Raw genomic sequence first — 18,153 nt, forward strand, 5'->3', positions numbered from 1 at the left:
GGTGTTGCCCGCAAACCGTGCCGGGGCACATCCAGCCACAAATCCGCCCCGACAAGATGCGGTCCATTGCGGGAGAAACACCATGGCGTTCAAGCTCGAACAGCGTAAGTCCGAGCTGCTGGATCAGGTTGTCGCCAAGTTGCGCAGCCGGTTGTCCAAGGAAAAGGCCGGCCTGGCCGAAGCGTTCGTCCGGGCCTTCTATCGCAACGTGTCGCCCGACGACATGCTGCGCTCCACCGCTGATGAGCTGTATGGCGCCGCCATCGCCATCATGCAGTTCGGGGGCACGCGCAAGCCGGGTGACGCGCTGGTCCGCGTCCTGAACCCGCGCGTCGACAGCGATGGCTGGCATGCTCACCATACGGTGGTGGAAATCGTCAATGACGACATGCCCTTCCTGGTGGACAGCGTTTCCGCCGAACTGAACCGCCGGGGCCTGACGGTCCATCTGGTGGTGCATCCCGTGATCAAGGTCAGCCGCGACGGCGATGGCCGCCTGACCGCCATCTGGCAGAATGGTGAGGCACCCGCCGACGCCATTGCTGAATCGGTGATGCATATCGAGGTCGACCAGATCACCGGCAACGATGAACTGGACGCGATCCGCGCCAGCATCGCCGCCGTACTGGCCGATGTCCGCGCCGCCGTCACCGATTTCCACGCCATGCGCGCCCGCCTGACCGAAACCATTGCGGGCCAGTATGGCCCCGTGGCGGCGGAGGAGCGGGAGGAGGGCCTGGCCTTCCTGCGTTGGATGGATGAAGACCATTTCATCTTCCTTGGCATCCGCGAATACCGCCTGGGCAAGGATAATGGCGAGGAGACGCTGGACATCCAGACCGGTGCCGGCCTGGGCCTGCTGCGCGATGACGAGGTCAGCGTCTTTGACGGTCTGCGCTATTTCTCCACCCTGCCGCCGGAGGTGAAGGCGTTTGTCCGCCACCCTCGCTTCATGATGGTGACCAAGGCCAATAAGGACAGCACGGTACATCGCCGCGCGCCCCTGGATGCCGTCATGGTCAAGCTGTTCAACGAGGCGGGTGAGGAAGTGGGCGAGCGGCTGTTCGTCGGCCTGTTCACCAGCACCGCCTATAACCGGTCATCCCGCGATATCCCGTTCCTGCGCCAGAAGGTGAACCGCGTCATCGCCCGGTCGGGCTTTGACGGACGCGGCCATGATGGCAAGGCGCTGGTCCATATCCTTGAAACCTATCCGCGTGACGAGCTGTTCCAGATTGGCGATGACGAGCTGTTCGACATCGCCATGGGCGTGCTGCATCTGCAGGAGCGGCAGCGTGTCGCCCTGTTCGTGCGCAAGGACCCGTTTGAGCGTTTCGTTTCCGCATTGATCCATGTTCCGCGTGATCGTTACGATACCGATCTGCGTAAGCGCCTGCAGGCGTTGATCGAGAAGGCCTATGACGGCACCTCGACCCAGGTGAATGTATCGCTGTCGGAAAGTGTGCTGGCGCGCGTTCACCTGATCGTGCAGACGACGCCCGGCAAGGTGCCGGACGTGGATGTGGCTGAGATGGAAAGCCAGTTGATCGAAGCCTCGCGCGGCTGGCGCGACCGCTTCACCCAGGCGCTGGTGGAGGAAAAGGGCGAGGCGGCCGGTCTGGCACTGGCCCGCCGGTACAATGCCACCCTTCCGGCATCGTATCAGGAGGCCTATACGCCGGACGAGGCGGTGGTCGATATCGCCCGGATCGAGCAGATCATTGCCAATGGCGGCATCGCGCTGAACCTGCACCGCCCGGTGGAGGCGGATGCGCATCAGCTGTTCTTCAAGGTCTATCAGACCGGCGGGCCGGTCGAGCTGTCCAAGGTGCTGCCCATGCTGGAGCATCTGGGTCTGCGCATCCTGGCCGAAGGCGGCCCGTTCGAGGTGGAACTGCCGGGCGATACGCCCAATGTCTTCATGCAGGATTTCGACATGCGCACCGCCGATGGCCGGGCCGTCGAGCTGGACCGTGTGAAGGCGGCGTTCGAGGATGCGTTCCTGCGTGTCTGGACCGGAGAGGCGCAGTCGGACGGCTTCAACCGTCTGGTCCTGCTGTCGGGCATGGATTGGCGTGAGGTCACGATCTTCCGCGCCTATGCCAAGTATCTGAAGCAGGCCAAGTTCGATTTCAGCCAGGAATATATCGAGAATACCCTCTCGACCCATTCCCGCATCGCCCGTCTGCTGCTGGACCTGTTCCGGTTCAGCCATGATCCGGCCATCCTGGCCAAGCTGGGCCGGGATGAGGTGGATACCAAGCGCAAGGGTTTGATCCTGGAGATCGACCACGCGCTGGACGCCGTCACCAACCTGGATGAAGACCGCATCCTGCGCCGGATGCTGAACATCATCCGCGCCACCCTGCGCACTAATTTCTTCCAGAAGGGGGCGGACGGGAAGGCGAAGAGCTACATCTCCTTCAAGCTGGACAGCGGGTCCATCGACGACCTGCCCCTTCCGCGCCCGTGGCGGGAGATCTGGGTCTATAGCCCGCGTGTGGAGGCCATCCATCTGCGCGGCGGCAAGGTGGCCCGCGGCGGCATCCGCTGGTCCGACCGCAAGGAAGATTTCCGTACCGAGATTCTGGGCCTGATCAAGGCGCAGATCGTCAAGAATGCCGTGATCGTGCCGGTCGGCAGCAAGGGTGGCTTCATCGTGAAGAACCCGGTGCCGGCCAGTGCGGGCCGTGAGGCCGTGATGGCCGAAGTCATCGAATGCTATAAGACGATGATGCGCGGCCTGCTGGACATTACCGACAATTTGAAGAACGGCGTGGTCATCCCGCCCGTGGATGTTGTGCGTTTGGACAGCGACGATCCCTATCTGGTGGTGGCCGCCGACAAGGGCACGGCCACCTTCAGCGACATCGCCAATGGCGTGTCGCGGGAGTATGGCTTCTGGCTGGACGATGCCTTTGCCTCTGGCGGTTCCGCCGGTTACGACCATAAGGGCATGGGCATCACGGCACGCGGCGCGTGGGAGGCGGTGAAGCGCCATTTCCGCGAGCTGGGCAAGGATATCCAGAACGAGGATTTCACGGTTGTCGGCGTGGGCGACATGTCGGGCGACGTGTTCGGCAACGGCATGCTGCTGTCCAAACATATCCGCCTGATCGCCGCCTTTGATCATCGCCACATCTTTGTCGATCCCAACCCGGATGCGGCCAGCAGCTGGGCGGAGCGCAAGCGCCTGTTCGATCTGCCGCGCTCGTCCTGGGCTGATTACGACACGACGAAGCTGTCGCCCGGTGGTGCCATCTTCGACCGTGGGGCGAAGTCGGTGACGCTGTCGCCGGAAATCCGTCAGGCGCTCGATATCCAGAACGAGCGTGTGACGCCGACGGAGCTGATGCGGGCCGTGCTGCGCGCCAAGGTGGAACTGCTCTGGCTGGGCGGCATCGGCACCTATGTGAAGTCGACCGACGAGACCAACGCCGATGCCGGCGACAAGGCCAATGACCCGATCCGCCTGAATGGCCGCGAGCTGCGGGCCAAGGTGGTGGGCGAGGGTGCGAACCTTGGCTTCACCCAGCGCGGCCGTATCGAGGCGGCGCAGGCCGGTGTCTCGATCAATACCGACGCCATCGACAATTCCGCCGGTGTGGACACCTCAGACCATGAGGTGAATATCAAGATACTGCTGCGCGACGTCATGGATGGCGGCGGCATGACGCGCGAACAGCGCGACGTGCTGCTGGCCCAGATGACGGATGAGGTGGCGGATCTGGTCCTGGCCGACAATTACAAGCAGACCCAGGCCCTGACCATCGCCCAGGCCATTTCGGTGGAAACGCTGGAGGATCAGGCCCGGTTCGCCCGCACCATGGAAAAGGCCGGCAAGCTGTCCCGCGCCATCGAGTTCCTGCCCGATGACGAGGAAATCGCCGCGCGTGTCAATGCCAAGCGCGGCCTGACCCGCCCGGAAACGGCGGTACTGCTGGCCTATGCCAAGATCGACCTTTATGACCAGTTGCTGGCATCCGACCTGCCGGAGGATAAGACGGTTGAGCGCGATCTGATGCGCTACTTCCCCAAGGCCTTGCAGGAACGGTTCCCGGATGCCGTGGCACGCCATCAGTTGCGGCGCGAGATCATCTGCACCGCCGTCACCAATGGCATGGTCAACCGCGTCGGCCCGACCTTCACCTGGGAAATGGTCGAACAGACGGGGCGTAGTGAGGGCGATGTGGCCCGCGCCTATCTGATCGTGCGTGACGCGTTCGGCCTGCGCCGGCTGTGGGACGCGGTGGAGGCGTTGGATACTAAGGTGCCGGCGGCGGTGCAGACGGCCATGATGCTGTACACGGGCCGCCTGATGCGCCGGGCCGTGCCCTGGGTCCTGGCCCATGGCAGCTACCCGCTGGATATCGCCGCTGAGGTGGCACGTCTGGCCCCGGTGGTGGAGGAGCTGACGGGTCACCTGCCCGACATCCTGTCGCCCTCGGCCCTGAAATGGCTGGCTGAGACGGCGGGCAACTGGTCCAAGGATGGGGTGCCGGGCGACCTTGCCCGCCGCGTCTCGGCCCTGCCGCTGCTGGCGGCCAGCACCGACATCGCGGAAATCGCGGTTGAGGCCAACCGCGACCCGTCGGATGTGGCCAACCTCTATTTCGATCTGGGCGACCGCCTGGGCCTGGAATATCTGCGCGCCCGCACGGCAGAGGTGAAGGCCGAGAACCACTGGCAGCGTCAGGCGGTGGCCGCCTCGCTGGATGACCTGTTCAACTTGCAGGCCCGCCTGACGGCGCGCGTGCTGGTGCAGGTCCAGGGCGGCGGCGACCTGTTTGAGGCCTGGGCGGCACACCGCACCGGCCCGCTGGAGCGGATCAACAGCCTGCTGGCGGACCTGCGCGGTGTGGCGGCGCTGGACATCGCCATGCTGGCGGTGGCGGGGCGGCAGTTGCGCGGGTTGCTGGCGGGGTAAGCCCTGGACGGGCGTCGCATGCGCTGACACTTATGCGACCTACGACGAACCGTAGGTCGCATAAGGCCCAACGGGCCGCATGCGACATTACCCGCGTTTGGGTGCCGGGCGTGTGGCGACGAAAATCGCCGTGCAGCACAGGATGACGCCGACAATCACGGGCACCCAGGTGCCTTTTGCCGTGAAGAACACGACGACCCAGGACAGGGCCATCACCGTCACCGCCGCGATCTTCGCCCGGGTCGGGATGGCCCTTTGTTCATGCCAGTCGCGCAGCATCGGCCCCCAGCGCGGATGGTCCAGCAGTTTCTGCGCCTTTTCCGGATGCGAACGGAAATAGGCCCACAGCGCCACCAGCAGAAACGGCGTGGTCGGCAGGACCGGCAGCACCGTTCCCGCCATGCCCAAGCCTACGCAGACATAGCCCAGCGCGATATAGAAGGGCCGCCAGCGGCGGCGGCTGTTCGGCTCGGTCATTCTGCTTTCCGCTGCCAATCGCAAATCATTCGCAACAATGGCGCGGGTGCGGGTGGTTGGCAAGGTCCCTGCCATGGTAGAAGGGGGCAGATGGAGGAGGACCCCATGACCCGCGACATCCTGTACCTGCTGCCGCCCGACTTCCCGGATGAGAAATATCCCGGCCAGCGCTTCTATTGCGCCGACTGCATGTTCTTCGAGGGCATCCTGGCCCGGTTCCCGGTGATCGCGGAGCAGGTGGAGGTGCGGCGTCACGATTTTCCGCGCCCACGGGCGGAGGTTGTGGCGCTGGTGGGGGAGGCGAACCAGGGCCTGCCGCTGCTGATCTTTGGTGATGATGCCGATGATGGCTTGGAGACGGGGCGGCATGGTGGCTTGCGCTTTGCGGGCACAAGGGTCGCTATCATGAAGGCGTTGGCCGTGCGCCATGGGATACCGTTGCCGCATCCGTGAGGGCCGGCTGGCAGACCCGCATGAATGAGGACCTGCGCCGGGCGGCGGGGTTGTGATGGTTGTTAGACCTGTCGCCTACGTACCATTTATTTCGTCATTTGCGAAAAACGCCTTTGCAAAACTGTTCGCTATTTGCGAACATTCCCCTATGAAGCTGGTCATCGAAAAGGCGGCCCTGAAGGGCATGGACAAAATGCCACCCACGGCACGCAAGGCTTTGCTGGCAAAGCTGCGGATTGTGGCGGCGGAACCCTTTGCCCCCCATCCCTTCGATGTGAAGGCGATGAAGGGTGAGAAGGACACTTTCCGTATCCGCCAGGGCGACTGGCGGGCCGTGTATGTCGTGGTCCGCATTGATGACACGATGCGCGTCCGTATCGTTGAAATCAGAGGGGAAGTATACAAATGAACGCCATCCGCCCAATCTCCACCACAGACGAAACCGTCACCTTGTCCAAGGCCGATTATGAGGCGCTGCTGGATGAGTTGGAGGAGGCGCATGACCGTGAACGGCTGCGTCAGGTCGAAGCCGACTTGGCTGCCGGGCGGACGGAGGAAATCCCCCTGGATATGGCAGAAGCACTTCTCGAGGGCGCGAACCCGGTTCGTACTTGGCGCAAGTATCGCGGCCTGACTGCGGGTGAGTTGGCTGCACAGGTAGGCATCTCCAAGGCATACCTGTCCGAAATCGAAAACGGCAAGAAGCCCGGCTCCGTGGCCGTGCTTGCCCAGATTGCCAAGGCTCTGACGTTGGACATGGACGATCTGGTGCCCCGCAACGCGGGTTGACTTCACGCCACGCTTCGCACTCGACCTGACCAAGGGTAATAGCTGTGCGCCCACTAGTCAAAAGGGCAGCATTGTCCCCATTCTTGGCAGGGTTTCCGGTGCGCTGATCACAATCTCGTTGCCATCAGGGTCGTTCAGGACCAGGGCATGGCCGGACTTGGTCTCGTGGGTGGGTATCACAGGCGTCACGCCAAGGGCGTGGAGCCTAGCCTCTTCGGCTTCTATTGCAGATCAAATGCGCGAGGCCGCCGCCTGGGGGCGGCTGGTGGTGGCTGCGGTCATCCGTCAGGACCAGGCGGCCGCCACTTTGCAGGGCGAACCAGGCGTTGTGCCAGGGCGCGCCAGTTGGGTCCTGGCCTGTCAGCGATGCCACCTCCTCCCCCAGTAGCAGCCGGTAGAAGCGGATGCAGGCCGCTATGTCGCGGCAGCGCATGGCGATGGTGCCGGGGGCGAAAGGGGCGGTCATGGGTTGCCATACGGTTGTCACTGGTCCTTGAAATACTACCCCATTATGTCGGCGCAAAAAAGATGGGCGGTCGGGATTTCCCCCAACCGCCCATAAGGTCGATCGCCGTGAAATGACCGGACAACGGCGATCGTAGAGGACCGGAAAGACGTTAAGAGCGGCGCGGCAAGCTGGCGGCTTCACGGGCCAGCGCCGTGATGCCGGCCCAGTCGCCGGCCTTGACCATGTTGCCGGGCGTCACCCAGGAGCCGCCCACGCACATGACGTTGGGCAGGGCCAGGAAGTCGGGCGCGGTGGCGGCGGTGACGCCGCCGGTGGGGCAGAATTTGATCTGGGAGAGCGGCGAGGATACCGCCTTCAGCATGTCCATGCCGCCCACGACGGTGGCGGGGAACAGCTTCTGGTGACGGATGCCGCGCGACAGCAGGTACATCATCTCCGCCGGGGTGGCGACGCCGGGCAGGTAGGGGATGCCGCTGTCCAGGATGGTGTCGACCAGGGCCGGATAGGTGCCGGGGCTGACGATGAACTTTGCCCCGGCATCGGCCACCTGCGCCACCTGCTCCGGGGCGATGACGGTGCCGGCACCGACCACCGCACCCGGCACCTTGGCCATGATGCGGATGGCGTCCAAGGCGGCGGCGGAGCGCAGGGTGACTTCCAGCACCGGCAGGCCGCCGGCCACCAGCGCCTCTGCTAGCGGCTGGGCATCTTCCAGCCGGTCGATGATGATCACCGGAATGACCGGGGCCAGGCTGGCGATGTGGGCGATATCCATGCTCATCTTGTCAGGTTCCGGTCGGGTCAGGCGGTGGGGATGGGGGCGGCGAAGCAGGAACCACCCTGTTCGGCCCCGGTGGCAGATGCGCGGAAGGCACCGAACAGGTTGCGGCCCATGCCCCATTCATTGTGGGACAGGTCGGGTACAGTGACGGTGCGGGCCGCGAATTCGGCGGCATCGACCAGCACGTTCAATTCGCCGGTTTCGGCATTCAGGCGGATGATGTCGCCATCGCGCACCCGGGCCAGCGGGCCGCCGCCCAGGCATTCCGGCGTGATATGGATGGCGGCCGGCACCTTGCCCGACGCACCGGACATGCGGCCATCGGTGACGAGTGCCACCTTGAACCCCTTGTCCTGCAACACGCCCAGGCCGGGCGTCAGCTTGTGCAGTTCCGGCATGCCATTGGCGCGCGGACCCTGGAACCGGACAACGGCGATGACGTCGCGGTTCAAGGCGCCGGCCTTAAAGGCAGCCTGAAGGTCGTCCTGGCTGTCGAATACGGCGGCGGGTGCCTCAATCACCCGATGTTCCGGCTTCACGGCGGACACCTTGATGATGCCACGGCCCAGATTGCCGGACAGAAGGCGCATGCCGCCCGTGCTGTCGAACGGGTCGGCGACGGGGCGCAGCACCTTGGTATCGGCACTTTCCTTCACACCGGGCCGCCAGGTGGCGACACCGTGATTATCCAGGAAGGCATCCTGGCGATAGGCGTCCAGACCATCGCCGGCCACCGTCTTCACATCGCCATGCAGCAGGCCGCTATCCAGCAGTTCGGAGATCACGAACTGCATACCGCCGGCGGCATGGAAATGGTTCACATCGGCCACGCCATTGGGATAGACGCGGGCCAGCAGCGGCACGGACGAGGACAGGTCGCTGAAATCCTGCCAGTCGACCTGGATGCCGGCGGCCGCCGCCATGGCGACCAGATGGATGGCATGGTTGGTGGACCCGCCCGTCGCCATCAGGCCGATGATGCCATTCACGATGGCCTTTTCATCGATCACGTCGCAGATGGGCGTATATTCATCACCCAGCGCCGTGATCTTGGCCGCCCGCTCAGCGGCAGCGACGGTCAGCGCATCGCGCAGCGGCGTGTTGGGGTTGATGAAGCTGGCGCCCGGCAAATGCAGGCCCATGATCTCCATCAGCATCTGATTGGAATTGGCGGTGCCATAGAAGGTGCAGGTACCCGGTCCGTGATAGCTCTGCGACTCCGCCTCCAGCAGCGCGTCGCGGCCCAGCTTGCCCTCTGCATACAATTGCCGGACCTTGGCCTTTTCCGGGTTTGACAGGCCGGACGTCATCGGGCCGGCGGGCACGAAAACGGCGGGCAGATGGCCGAAGGACAAGGCGCCGATGAACAGGCCCGGCACGATCTTGTCGCAGACCCCCAGATACAGGCCGGCGTCGAACATATTGTGCGACAGGGCAATGGCCGTCGACATGGCGATGACATCGCGGGAGAACAGCGACAGTTCCATGCCGGCCTGACCCTGGGTCACGCCATCGCACATGGCGGGCACACCACCCGCGAACTGTGCCACCGCACCCGCCTTGCGCACGGCATCCTTGATCAGGGCCGGATAGCGTTCCAGCGGCTGATGCGCCGACAGCATGTCATTATAGGCCGAGACGATGGCGATGTTCGGCTCGGTCCCCGACTTCAGCTTGGCCTTGTCGTCAGGGCCACAGGCCGCGAAACCATGGGCCAGATTGCCACAGGCGAGCGTACCGCGCTTAGGCCCCTTGCCGGCGGCGGCGCGGGTCTGCTCCAGATATTTGGACCGGGTGGCGACGCTGCGCCCGATGATCCGGTCGGTGACGCGGCGGATGGCATCCTGTGTCATCTTGAACTTCCTCCTTCAGGGGCGCCCGGCAAAGGCCGTGGGGGTTACGGCGCCCACCAGATGGAAACGGGGACCTGGGTCTGGTGCAGCACGGAGCGGACGGGGGCGGTCTCAACCGGTCCCGGCGCCAATGCGTCGTCCAGAACGGCCTTTTTCTTGTCACCGGTGATCAGCAGGGCCACGGCGCGGGAGCGCAGCAGTTCCGGCAGGGTCAGGGTGATGCGGGCGGGTACACCCCCTCCAGGCGTAACGGCGGCAACCGCCAGACCCAGCGCACCGCTCAACGCCTCTGCCAGACCGGTGGCACCGGGGAAGAAGCTGGCCGTGTGGCTGTCCTCCCCCATGCCCAGCAGGACAAGGTCATAGGGGCGCGGCATGGTCGCCAGCCGGCTGCTGGTGCGGGCCAGACCGTCGGCGGGGGTGGCGCCCACGCTTTTCAGGCCGACCACGGTCGCACCCTTGGCAACAGCAGCGGACAGGGTCCGGCGGACCATCGCCTCATTGCTGGCCGGGTCGTCCAGATCGACCCAGCGTTCGTCCGACAGGGTCAGATAGACCTTGTCCCAGGGCAGGTCATAGGTATCCAGCCGGGCGAACAGGTCGGCTGGCGTGGTGCCGCCCGACAGGACCAGCGAGGCGCGGCCATGCGTCGCCACCGCATCGCGGATCAGGCGGGCGATATGGTCGGCCAGGGAGGTGACCAGGGCCGGCCTGTCGGCGTGGGCATTAATAGTCGGCATCGTTCCACCGCCGATCATCACGGGCCAGCAGCAGGGCCGCCGACAGCGGCCCCCAGCTTCCGGCCGGATAGGGTTCTGCCGGCTGGTCGGTGTCCTTCCAGCCCTTCTGGATGGTGTCGATCCAGGCCCAGGCGGCGTCCACCTCGTCCCGGCGCATGAACAGAGACGGGTTGCCGCGCACCGTGTCCATCAGCAGCCGTTCATAGGCATCCGGGTAGCGGTCCTTGAACGTCTCTGCATAGGACAGGTTGAGAGGCACCGAGCGCAGGCGCAGGCCGCCGGGGCCGGGCACCTTGGTCATGATCGACAGGTTGACCCCCTCATCCGGCTGCAACCGGATGACCAGCCGGTTGGCGGTCAGTTCCCCCGCGCCGCGCCCGAACACATTGTGCGGCGTGGCCTTGAATTGAATCACGATCTCGGAATAGCGGGTGGGCATGCGCTTGCCGGTGCGCAGGTAAAAGGGAACCCCGCCCCAGCGCCAATTATCCACCTCCGCCTTGATGGCGACGAAGGTTTCATTGTTGGACGACGCCCCCAACTCCTCGGCATAGCCGGCGACGGACTTGCCCTCGATGGCGCCCTGGCGGTACTGGCCGCGCACCGTCTTGGCCTTCACATCCTGGGCGGTGATGGGGCGGAGCGCGCGCAGCACCTTGATCTTCTCATTGCGGATCATGTCCTCCGTCAGAGATGACGGCGGCTCCATGGCAACGAGGCACAGCAGCTGCAGGAAATGGTTCTGGACCATGTCACGCAGGGCGCCGGCCTTGTCGTAATATTCCGCACGGCCTTCCACGCCGACCTTTTCGGCCACCGTGATCTGCACATGATCGATATAGTTGGCGGACCAGAGCGGTTCGAACAGGGCGTTGCCAAAGCGCAGCACCATCAGGTTCTGCACCGATTCCTTGCCCAGATAATGGTCGATGCGGAAGATCTGCTCTTCCTTGAAGATGGCGCCGACCTCGTTATTCACGGTGTTGGCTGAGGCCTGATCCTTGCCGATCGGCTTTTCCAGGACGACGCGCGTCTTGGGGCAGATCAGGTCGGCTTCTTTGATGTTACGGCAGATGGCGCCGAACAGGACGGGCGAGGTGGCCAGATAGAAGACGCGGGCCTTGTCCCCGCCATCCTTCAGCGCCTCGACCAGCAGCGGCCAGTTGCCGCCCGGCTTGGTCGCGTCCAGGGGCACATAGGTGATGCGGCCCAGGAAACGGGCCAGGATGGCCTGATCGATATCTTCCGCCGGCACGAACTGACCCAGCGCCTTGGTGATCTGCGCGCGGAAGGCGTCGGTATTCTGATCGGTGCGGGACACGCCGATGATGCGGCTGTCATCGGTCAACTGATGATCGCGTTCACGATAGTACAGGGCAGGCATCAGCTTGCGCAGGGCCAGATCGCCCGTGCCGCCGAACACCACATAGTCAAACGGATTAACCTGCATCACATCAGCCATGGCACCCGGCCCGCCCGTCCCTTGATTTCCGGCCATTTCCTGGCCGAGGCGGCGCGCGGTCCGCGCCGTCTTCTGGGATGAATGTAGCAGAATTACCAAAGCTGGCAAGCGGCGACTACGTAGTCTGTCTGCATTTCCGGCATTCACGCGCATGTTTGTGACCGGCATGCTGCGCTGCGGCGTAACTTTACTACGGTTTTTGCCCTGGGAAAGGCATTTCGGGGGCGGAACGGGCCAAACTCGGCGGGCAGGGGTGCCCCGCTGTTACCGCCGGTATGCCGGCCTTGCCAAATCCGGCTGGATTTCGTGTAATTCCCTTACACGGCCCTGCCGGCCGGTATCAGATGTTGGGGGGAGTGGCCGACGTGCTTGAACGTATCCGTGGCATGCAGTCCGGTCTGCGCCGTTCCGAACAGAAGATCGCGGAAGTGGTGCTGAAGCGCCCGCATTCGGTGGTCAATGCCTCCGTGGCGGAGGTGGCGCGCGAGGCGCAGGTCAGTCAGCCGACGGTTGTCCGCTTCTGCCGCTCCATCGGCTGCGCCGGGTTCCAGGATTTCAAGCTGCGCCTGGCCCAGGATCTGGCCACCGGTACCCCTTATGTGCATGAGGAGGTGCGGCCCGACGATCCGGTGGTCGATGTGGCCGCCAAGGTCTTGAACCGGTCCATCGCCTCGCTGACGCGCGTGCGCAACCATACCAACCCGGAGGCCCTGGAAGAGGCGGTGCGCATCCTGTCCGAGGCGCAGCGCATGGAATTCTATGGGTTCGGCGCGTCGGGTGTGGTGGCCATGGATGCGCAGAACAAGTTCTTCCGCTTAGGGATTCCCTGCGTCGCCTATACCGATTTCCATGTGCAGGCCATGTCGGCCACCTTGCTGGGTCCCAACGCGGCGGCCCTGGTCATCTCCCACACGGGCCGCACGCGCGAATTGCTGCGGTCGGTCGATCTGGCACTGGATAGCGGGGCCAAGGTGGTGGCGCTGACCTCGGGCGGGTCGCCGCTGGCGGAAAAGGCGACGGTGTCGCTGCTGGTCGATGTGGTGGAAGATACCAGCATGTATACGCCGATGGTCAGCCGTCTGGCGCATCTGGCCATGCTGGACGTGTTGCAGGTGGCCGTGGCCCTGCGCCGGGGTGTCAATCTGGCGGAGAGCCTGGCGCGGTCGAAGCGGCCGATCCGGGAGCGGCGGTTGGGGCAGCGGGGGTAGGGGCAACGTTCGTTACACTCCCCTCCCGCAAACATGGTAAATTTCCCAACCACCCCAACCCAGGTAGACCATGCCCCAGACCCCGTCCGAAGCCGAGATTGCCGCCATCATCCAGGCGACGCATGGTGACGTCTTCGCGATCCTGGGGCCGCATCCGTTGCATGACGGGTCGGGGCGTGTGGAATTGCGGGTGTTCCGGCCCGATGCGGAACGGGTAGTGGTGATCGGCGCGGATGGGGTGGAACGGCTGGACCTGCCGCGCCTGCATGGCGACGGGTTCTTTGCCGGCACCCTGACCGCTGAACAGGCAGCGGGTTACCGCCTGCGTCTGTCGCGCGGGAATGACCGCTGGGAGATTGAGGACCCGTATCGGTTTCCGCCCATCCTGGGGGAGATGGACCAGTATCTTCTGGGCGAGGGGCGACACTGGCGGTCTTATGAGAAGCTGGGCGCGCATCTGGATGTGATCGAGGGGGTTGCCGGTGTGCGCTTTGCCGTCTGGGCGCCCAATGCGCGGCGCGTCTCAGTCGTGGGCGACTTCAACGGCTGGGATGGCCGTATCCACGTCATGCGCCTGCGCATGGGGGCGGGCATCTGGGAGATTTTCATCCCCGGCGTGACCGAGGGCGCGCATTACAAGTATGAGATGCTGGATGCCGGCGGCTATATGCTGCCGCTGAAGGCCGATCCGCATGCCCTGGCCGCCGAATTCCGGCCCGCCACCGCCTCCATCGTGTCGCGCATCGATCATCACCCCTGGCAGGATGCGCAATGGCTGGCCAAGCGGGCGGCGCGCAATGCCCGGTCGGCACCCATTTCCATCTATGAGGTGCATCCCGGTTCCTGGCGCCGGCCCGGCCATGGCGGTTACCTGAACTGGCGCGATCTGGCGAACCAGTTGGTGCCCTATGTGCAGGAAATGGGCTTCACCCATATCGAGGTGATGCCCGTTCATGAGCATCCGTTTGACGGTTCCTGGGGCTATCAGGCGCTGGGCCTGTTCGCGCCGACCTCCCGCTTTGGCACGCCGGCGGATTTCCAGGCCTTTGTCGATGCCTGCCATCAGGCGGAAATCGGCTTGATCATCGATTGGGTGCCCGGCCATTTCCCCACCGATGCCCATGGCCTGTATGAATTCGACGGCTCGCACCTGTACGAACATGCCGATCCGCGCCAGGGCTATCACCCCGACTGGAACACCGCGATCTATAATTTCGGGCGGAATGAGGTGACGAACTTCCTCATCTCCAACGCCCTGTTCTGGCTGCGCCATTACCATATCGACGGGCTGCGCGTGGATGCGGTCGCCTCCATGCTGTACCTGGATTACAGCCGCAAGGAAGGCGAATGGATTCCCAACCGCCATGGCGGGCGGGAGAACCTGGAAGCCATCGATTTCATGCGCCGCATGAACGCGCTCGTCTATGGCACCGAGGAAGGGCAGGGCGGCGGGGCAATGACCATTGCCGAAGAGTCCACCGCATGGCCCGGCGTGTCACAGCCCGCACATGCCGGCGGCCTGGGCTTCGGCTATAAATGGAACATGGGCTGGATGCATGACACGCTGAAATATATGCAGCGTGACCCCATCCATCGCCGCCATCACCATAGCGACCTGACCTTCGGCCTGCTCTACGCCTTTTCCGAAAACTTCATCCTGCCGCTCAGCCATGATGAGGTCGTGCATGGCAAGGGCTCGCTGCTGGCCCGCATGCCGGGCGATGATTGGCAGAAATTCGCCAACCTGCGCGCCTATTTCAGCTTCATGTGGACCCATCCGGGCAAGAAACTGCTGTTCATGGGGGGCGAGTTCGCGCAGGGACGCGAATGGAACCATGATGGGCAGTTGGACTGGCATCTGCTGCACGATCAAGGCGGCGGCCATTGGCACCGGGGCGTACGCGATCTGGTTCGCGATCTGAACCATCTCTACCGCGATACCCCGGCCCTGCATGAGCGGGACTGCGAGGGCGAGGGCTTCCGCTGGATCAAGGGCGGGGCGGCGGATGAAAGCGTGTTGGCCTATAGCCGCCATGGCTTTGCCGAGGGGGCGGTCGCCGTGACATTGGTGAATTTCACGCCCGTCCCGCGTCAGCGTTATCGCGTGGGTGTGCCTTCGGGGGGGATGTGGCGGGAGGCGTTGAACAGCGATGCCGCCGCCTATGCCGGCAGTGGCATCACCAATCCGCAACCGGTGCAGGCCGAACACCTGCCCTGGGACGGGCAGCCATTCAGCGTGGAGATCGCCTTGCCACCGCTGGCGGGTCTGGTGCTGCTGCCGGCTTGAGGCGACGCACCGGGGTTTGCGCGGATTACGCTTCGCTCATCCGCGCTACGGCTTGACCGGAAACCCCATCACGGTTATCCAAAACACGCTCTGGCGGAGCCGACGGGTGCCTGCACCCCGTAAACTAAGTGCCCCGGATCGGGTCGGGAACCCGTCATGGGAGCACTGAATTGATCGACCGCAGCCGCCAGATTGCCCTTTTCGACCGCTATGACCAGCCCGCCGTGAATATCGCGGCGGTGGCCGATTGCCCGGATTTCGTGACGCCGGCCAAGGATGCCGGTATTCCGCCCTTCGCCCGCGTCCTGCACGCCATCGGGCGGGCCAGCATGGACATCCCGCATATGCGCCTGCGCCTGCTGGAAAAGCGGGTCAGCGAGGTGAAGAACCTGACCATGTCCTATACGGTGATCGGGCGGGATCAGAACCTGAACTTTTCCACCATCCCGTTCGTGCCGGATTTCCAGGCCTTCCTGAAAAACTACCTGGCCGACCGGGAAGTGGCGCGCAACGCCGTGGAACTGCGGCTGACGCCGTTGAGCACCCGCGATTACATCTTCACCACCTGCCTGCCCTGGCTGCGCTTCACGTCGATCCAGCATCCGATGGCACGGTTTGGCGATTGCTCCATACCCAATATCGCCATCGGCAAGTTCGGCCACAGCAATGGCCGCGTGGATTTCCCCGTCGCGGTGCAGGCCCATCACGGCCTGATCGACGGGCTGCATATCGCCCAGTTCATTGCCCGGCTGGAGGAAGTGCTGGCCGAGGCTGTCAACGACCCGACACGATAAGGGTGATCGTTCCGGACGGTGACGTCCGGGGCGTGAATCACCCGACCCCAAGAGATGTTGGGCGCTTACAATAGAGGATGTTCAGCATGAAGGACCGCCCCAACCGCCAGGGATTCGCGACCCGCGCCATCCATGCCGGTCAGCAGCCCGACCCCACGACCGGCGCCATCATGGTCCCGATCTACGCCACCAGCACCTTTGTGCAGGAAAGCCCCGGCGTTCATAAGGGCTATGAATATGCCCGCAGCCAGAACCCGACGCGCATGGCGTACGAGGCCTGCATCGCCGATCTGGAGTCAGGATATCGCGGCTATGCCTTTGCCTCCGGTCTGGCGGCGGAGGCCACCATCCTGGAACTGCTGGATGCCGGCGCGCATGTCATCGCGTCGGATGATCTTTATGGCGGCACCTACCGCCTGCTGCACCGGGTGCGGTCGCGCACGGCCAACCTGTCGGTGACGACGGTCGACCTGTCCGACCTGGACGCGGTTAAGGCGGCCATCCGCCCGGAAACCCGTATGATCTGGGTAGAGACGCCGACCAACCCGCTGCTGAAGCTGGCGGACCTGGAGGCATTGGCGCAACTGGCCAAGACGCATAACCTGATCTCCGTCGCCGACAATACCTTTGCCAGCCCTTGGATTCAGAGACCGCTGGAGCAGGGTTTCGACATTGTCGTCCATTCGGCCACCAAATATCTGAACGGCCATTCCGACATGGTGGGCGGCGTCGCGGTGGTGCGCGAAGCTGGCGAAATCGCCGATCGCATGGCCTTCCTGCACAATGCCGTGGGGGCTATCCAGGGTCCGTTCGACAGTTTCCTGGTGATGCGCAGCCTGAAGACCCTGGCGCTCCGCATGGAGCGCCATTGCCAGAACGCCGTCGTGATCGCCGAATGGCTGGAAAAACACCCGTCGGTCGCCAAGGTGCGCTACCCGTTCCTGCCCAGCCATGCCCAGCATGATCTGGCCAAGCGGCAGATGCGGGCCGGTGGCGGCATGGTGACCATCCACCTGAAAGGCGGGCTGGAACCCGCCCGCCGCATGCTGGAACGGACGGAGCTGTTCAGTCTGGCCGAAAGCCTGGGTGGGGTGGAAAGCCTGATCGAGCATCCGGCCATCATGACCCATGCCAGCATCCCGCCCGAACAGCGCGCCGCCATCGGCATCGATGACGGTCTGGTCCGCCTGTCGGTGGGCGTGGAGGACGTGAACGACCTGCTGGCCGATCTGGAACAGGCGCTGCGGTAAGTGTTGCGGCGGGGCGGGCGGTTTTCCGCTTACCCCGCCGTCGGTGATTGCCCAAATCTGGGATGTCGCCAGGGAGGGTGCCATGAGCCTTTATGAGAAGGATTTCTACGCCTGGGCCAACCAGCAGGCAGCCTTGTTGCGTGCAGGCAAGCTGGATGCCGCCGATATCGCCAACATTGCCGAGGAGATCGAAAGCATGGGGCGGACGGAAAAGCGCGAGTTGGTAAGCCGTCTGGCCGTTTTGCTGCTGCATCTGCTGAAGTGGCAGTTCCAGCCGGGGTTGCGCAGTCGTAGCTGTGCACTGACAGTGCGAGAGCAACGCCGCCAACTTTTGCGGCATATGAAGGACAATCCCAGCCTCAAAGGCACTTTGGCGGAGTCGATTGACGAGGCCTATGGCGATGCTGTGATCGCTGCCGAACGTGAGACTGGGCTGTCCAGCTACACTTTCCCCGCCACCTGCCCCTTCACCTATGACCAGATGGCGGATGACGGGTTCTGGCCGGAATAAAAAAATGGCGCCCGGATTGGGGCCGGGCGCCAGTTGTTCAGCAATCCATACACATACCGCCTACATGGCGACTCACCATACCGGGTTCAGGGTCGGACTTCCCAAGCGAACTCGACATGGCAAGGGGTGTTCGGCATGGCCGCGATGGGGTT

At 64.1% G+C, this 18,153-nt stretch carries 15 protein-coding genes; 9 read left to right on the top strand and 6 right to left on the bottom strand.

Annotation, left to right across the window (positions count from 1 at the left end):
• Positions 1 to 82 precede the first annotated feature (82 nt).
• Entirely contained in the window at positions 83 to 4,927 is a 4,845-nt protein-coding gene (locus ACT6Q8_RS01075) for an NAD-glutamate dehydrogenase (protein WP_444733750.1), read from the top strand.
• An 87-nt stretch (positions 4,928 to 5,014) separates the two neighbouring features.
• Here the strand turns inward: ACT6Q8_RS01075 and ACT6Q8_RS01080 are convergent, their stop codons facing one another.
• A complete protein-coding gene (locus tag ACT6Q8_RS01080; RefSeq protein WP_444733749.1) occupies positions 5,015 to 5,404 on the bottom strand; it encodes a YbaN family protein in 390 nt (129 codons plus the stop codon).
• 105 nt (positions 5,405 to 5,509) lie between these two features.
• Here ACT6Q8_RS01080 and ACT6Q8_RS01085 point away from each other — a divergent pair, with 105 nt between their 5' ends.
• From ACT6Q8_RS01085 to ACT6Q8_RS01095, 3 genes are read left to right on the top strand one after another with little or no spacing between them, the layout of a single operon-like run.
• Positions 5,510 to 5,857 carry a DUF3088 domain-containing protein gene (locus ACT6Q8_RS01085; protein ID WP_444733748.1) on the top strand — a complete coding sequence of 116 codons (348 nt, stop codon included), beginning with the start codon at positions 5,510 to 5,512 and terminating at the stop codon, positions 5,855 to 5,857.
• Positions 5,858 to 5,912: 55 nt separating this feature from the next.
• Positions 5,913 to 6,266, top strand: a complete 354-nt coding sequence (locus ACT6Q8_RS01090) for a type II toxin-antitoxin system RelE family toxin (RefSeq protein ID WP_444733747.1) — start codon at positions 5,913 to 5,915, stop codon at positions 6,264 to 6,266.
• Positions 6,263 to 6,646 (top strand): helix-turn-helix domain-containing protein, encoded by a 384-nt coding sequence (locus ACT6Q8_RS01095; protein WP_444733746.1) that lies wholly within the window; start codon positions 6,263 to 6,265, stop codon positions 6,644 to 6,646. Before ACT6Q8_RS01090 ends, ACT6Q8_RS01095 begins: the two co-directional genes overlap by 4 nt.
• Positions 6,647 to 6,851: 205 nt before the next feature.
• Here the strand turns inward: ACT6Q8_RS01095 and ACT6Q8_RS01100 are convergent, their stop codons facing one another.
• The 5 genes from ACT6Q8_RS01100 to zwf form a co-directional block, all read right to left on the bottom strand.
• A complete protein-coding gene (locus ACT6Q8_RS01100) occupies positions 6,852 to 7,112 on the bottom strand; it encodes a VOC family protein (RefSeq protein ID WP_444733745.1) in 261 nt (86 codons plus the stop codon).
• A gap of 151 nt (positions 7,113 to 7,263) precedes the next feature.
• Complete coding sequence (locus tag ACT6Q8_RS01105) at positions 7,264 to 7,896, bottom strand: bifunctional 4-hydroxy-2-oxoglutarate aldolase/2-dehydro-3-deoxy-phosphogluconate aldolase (protein WP_054165821.1); 633 nt, start codon at positions 7,894 to 7,896, stop codon at positions 7,264 to 7,266.
• A 20-nt stretch (positions 7,897 to 7,916) separates the two neighbouring features.
• Positions 7,917 to 9,749, bottom strand: coding sequence for a phosphogluconate dehydratase (edd, locus tag ACT6Q8_RS01110; RefSeq protein WP_444733744.1), 1,833 nt, complete (start codon positions 9,747 to 9,749; stop codon positions 7,917 to 7,919).
• A 44-nt stretch (positions 9,750 to 9,793) separates the two neighbouring features.
• Positions 9,794 to 10,489, bottom strand: coding sequence for a 6-phosphogluconolactonase (gene pgl / locus ACT6Q8_RS01115; protein ID WP_444733743.1), 696 nt, complete (start codon positions 10,487 to 10,489; stop codon positions 9,794 to 9,796).
• Complete coding sequence (gene zwf / locus ACT6Q8_RS01120; protein WP_054165824.1) at positions 10,476 to 11,951, bottom strand: glucose-6-phosphate dehydrogenase; 1,476 nt, start codon at positions 11,949 to 11,951, stop codon at positions 10,476 to 10,478. The genes pgl and zwf overlap by 14 nt, the downstream gene beginning before the upstream one ends.
• 365 nt (positions 11,952 to 12,316) lie before the next feature.
• Between zwf and hexR the strand changes: the two genes are divergently transcribed.
• The 5 genes from hexR to ACT6Q8_RS01145 all read left to right on the top strand — a co-directional run bounded on the left by hexR (position 12,317) and on the right by ACT6Q8_RS01145 (position 18,001).
• Positions 12,317 to 13,159, top strand: coding sequence for a transcriptional regulator HexR (gene hexR, locus ACT6Q8_RS01125; protein ID WP_054166004.1), 843 nt, complete (start codon positions 12,317 to 12,319; stop codon positions 13,157 to 13,159).
• Positions 13,160 to 13,229: 70 nt separating this feature from the next.
• Positions 13,230 to 15,446 carry a 1,4-alpha-glucan branching protein GlgB gene (glgB, locus tag ACT6Q8_RS01130; protein ID WP_444733742.1) on the top strand — a complete coding sequence of 739 codons (2,217 nt, stop codon included), beginning with the start codon at positions 13,230 to 13,232 and terminating at the stop codon, positions 15,444 to 15,446.
• A gap of 170 nt (positions 15,447 to 15,616) precedes the next feature.
• Positions 15,617 to 16,240: a CatA-like O-acetyltransferase gene (locus ACT6Q8_RS01135; protein WP_054165826.1), complete on the top strand. Its 624-nt coding sequence runs from the start codon at positions 15,617 to 15,619 to the stop codon at positions 16,238 to 16,240.
• A gap of 86 nt (positions 16,241 to 16,326) precedes the next feature.
• Positions 16,327 to 17,490 (top strand): cystathionine gamma-synthase, encoded by a 1,164-nt coding sequence (locus ACT6Q8_RS01140; RefSeq protein ID WP_054166005.1) that lies wholly within the window; start codon positions 16,327 to 16,329, stop codon positions 17,488 to 17,490.
• A gap of 82 nt (positions 17,491 to 17,572) precedes the next feature.
• Positions 17,573 to 18,001: a DUF29 domain-containing protein gene (locus tag ACT6Q8_RS01145; protein WP_054165827.1), complete on the top strand. Its 429-nt coding sequence runs from the start codon at positions 17,573 to 17,575 to the stop codon at positions 17,999 to 18,001.
• The last annotated feature ends 152 nt before the right edge of the window (positions 18,002 to 18,153 follow it).

The sequence above is a fragment of the Niveispirillum sp. genome, from assembly GCF_052437035.1.
In the GTDB taxonomy this organism is placed as follows: domain Bacteria; phylum Pseudomonadota; class Alphaproteobacteria; order Azospirillales; family Azospirillaceae; genus Niveispirillum.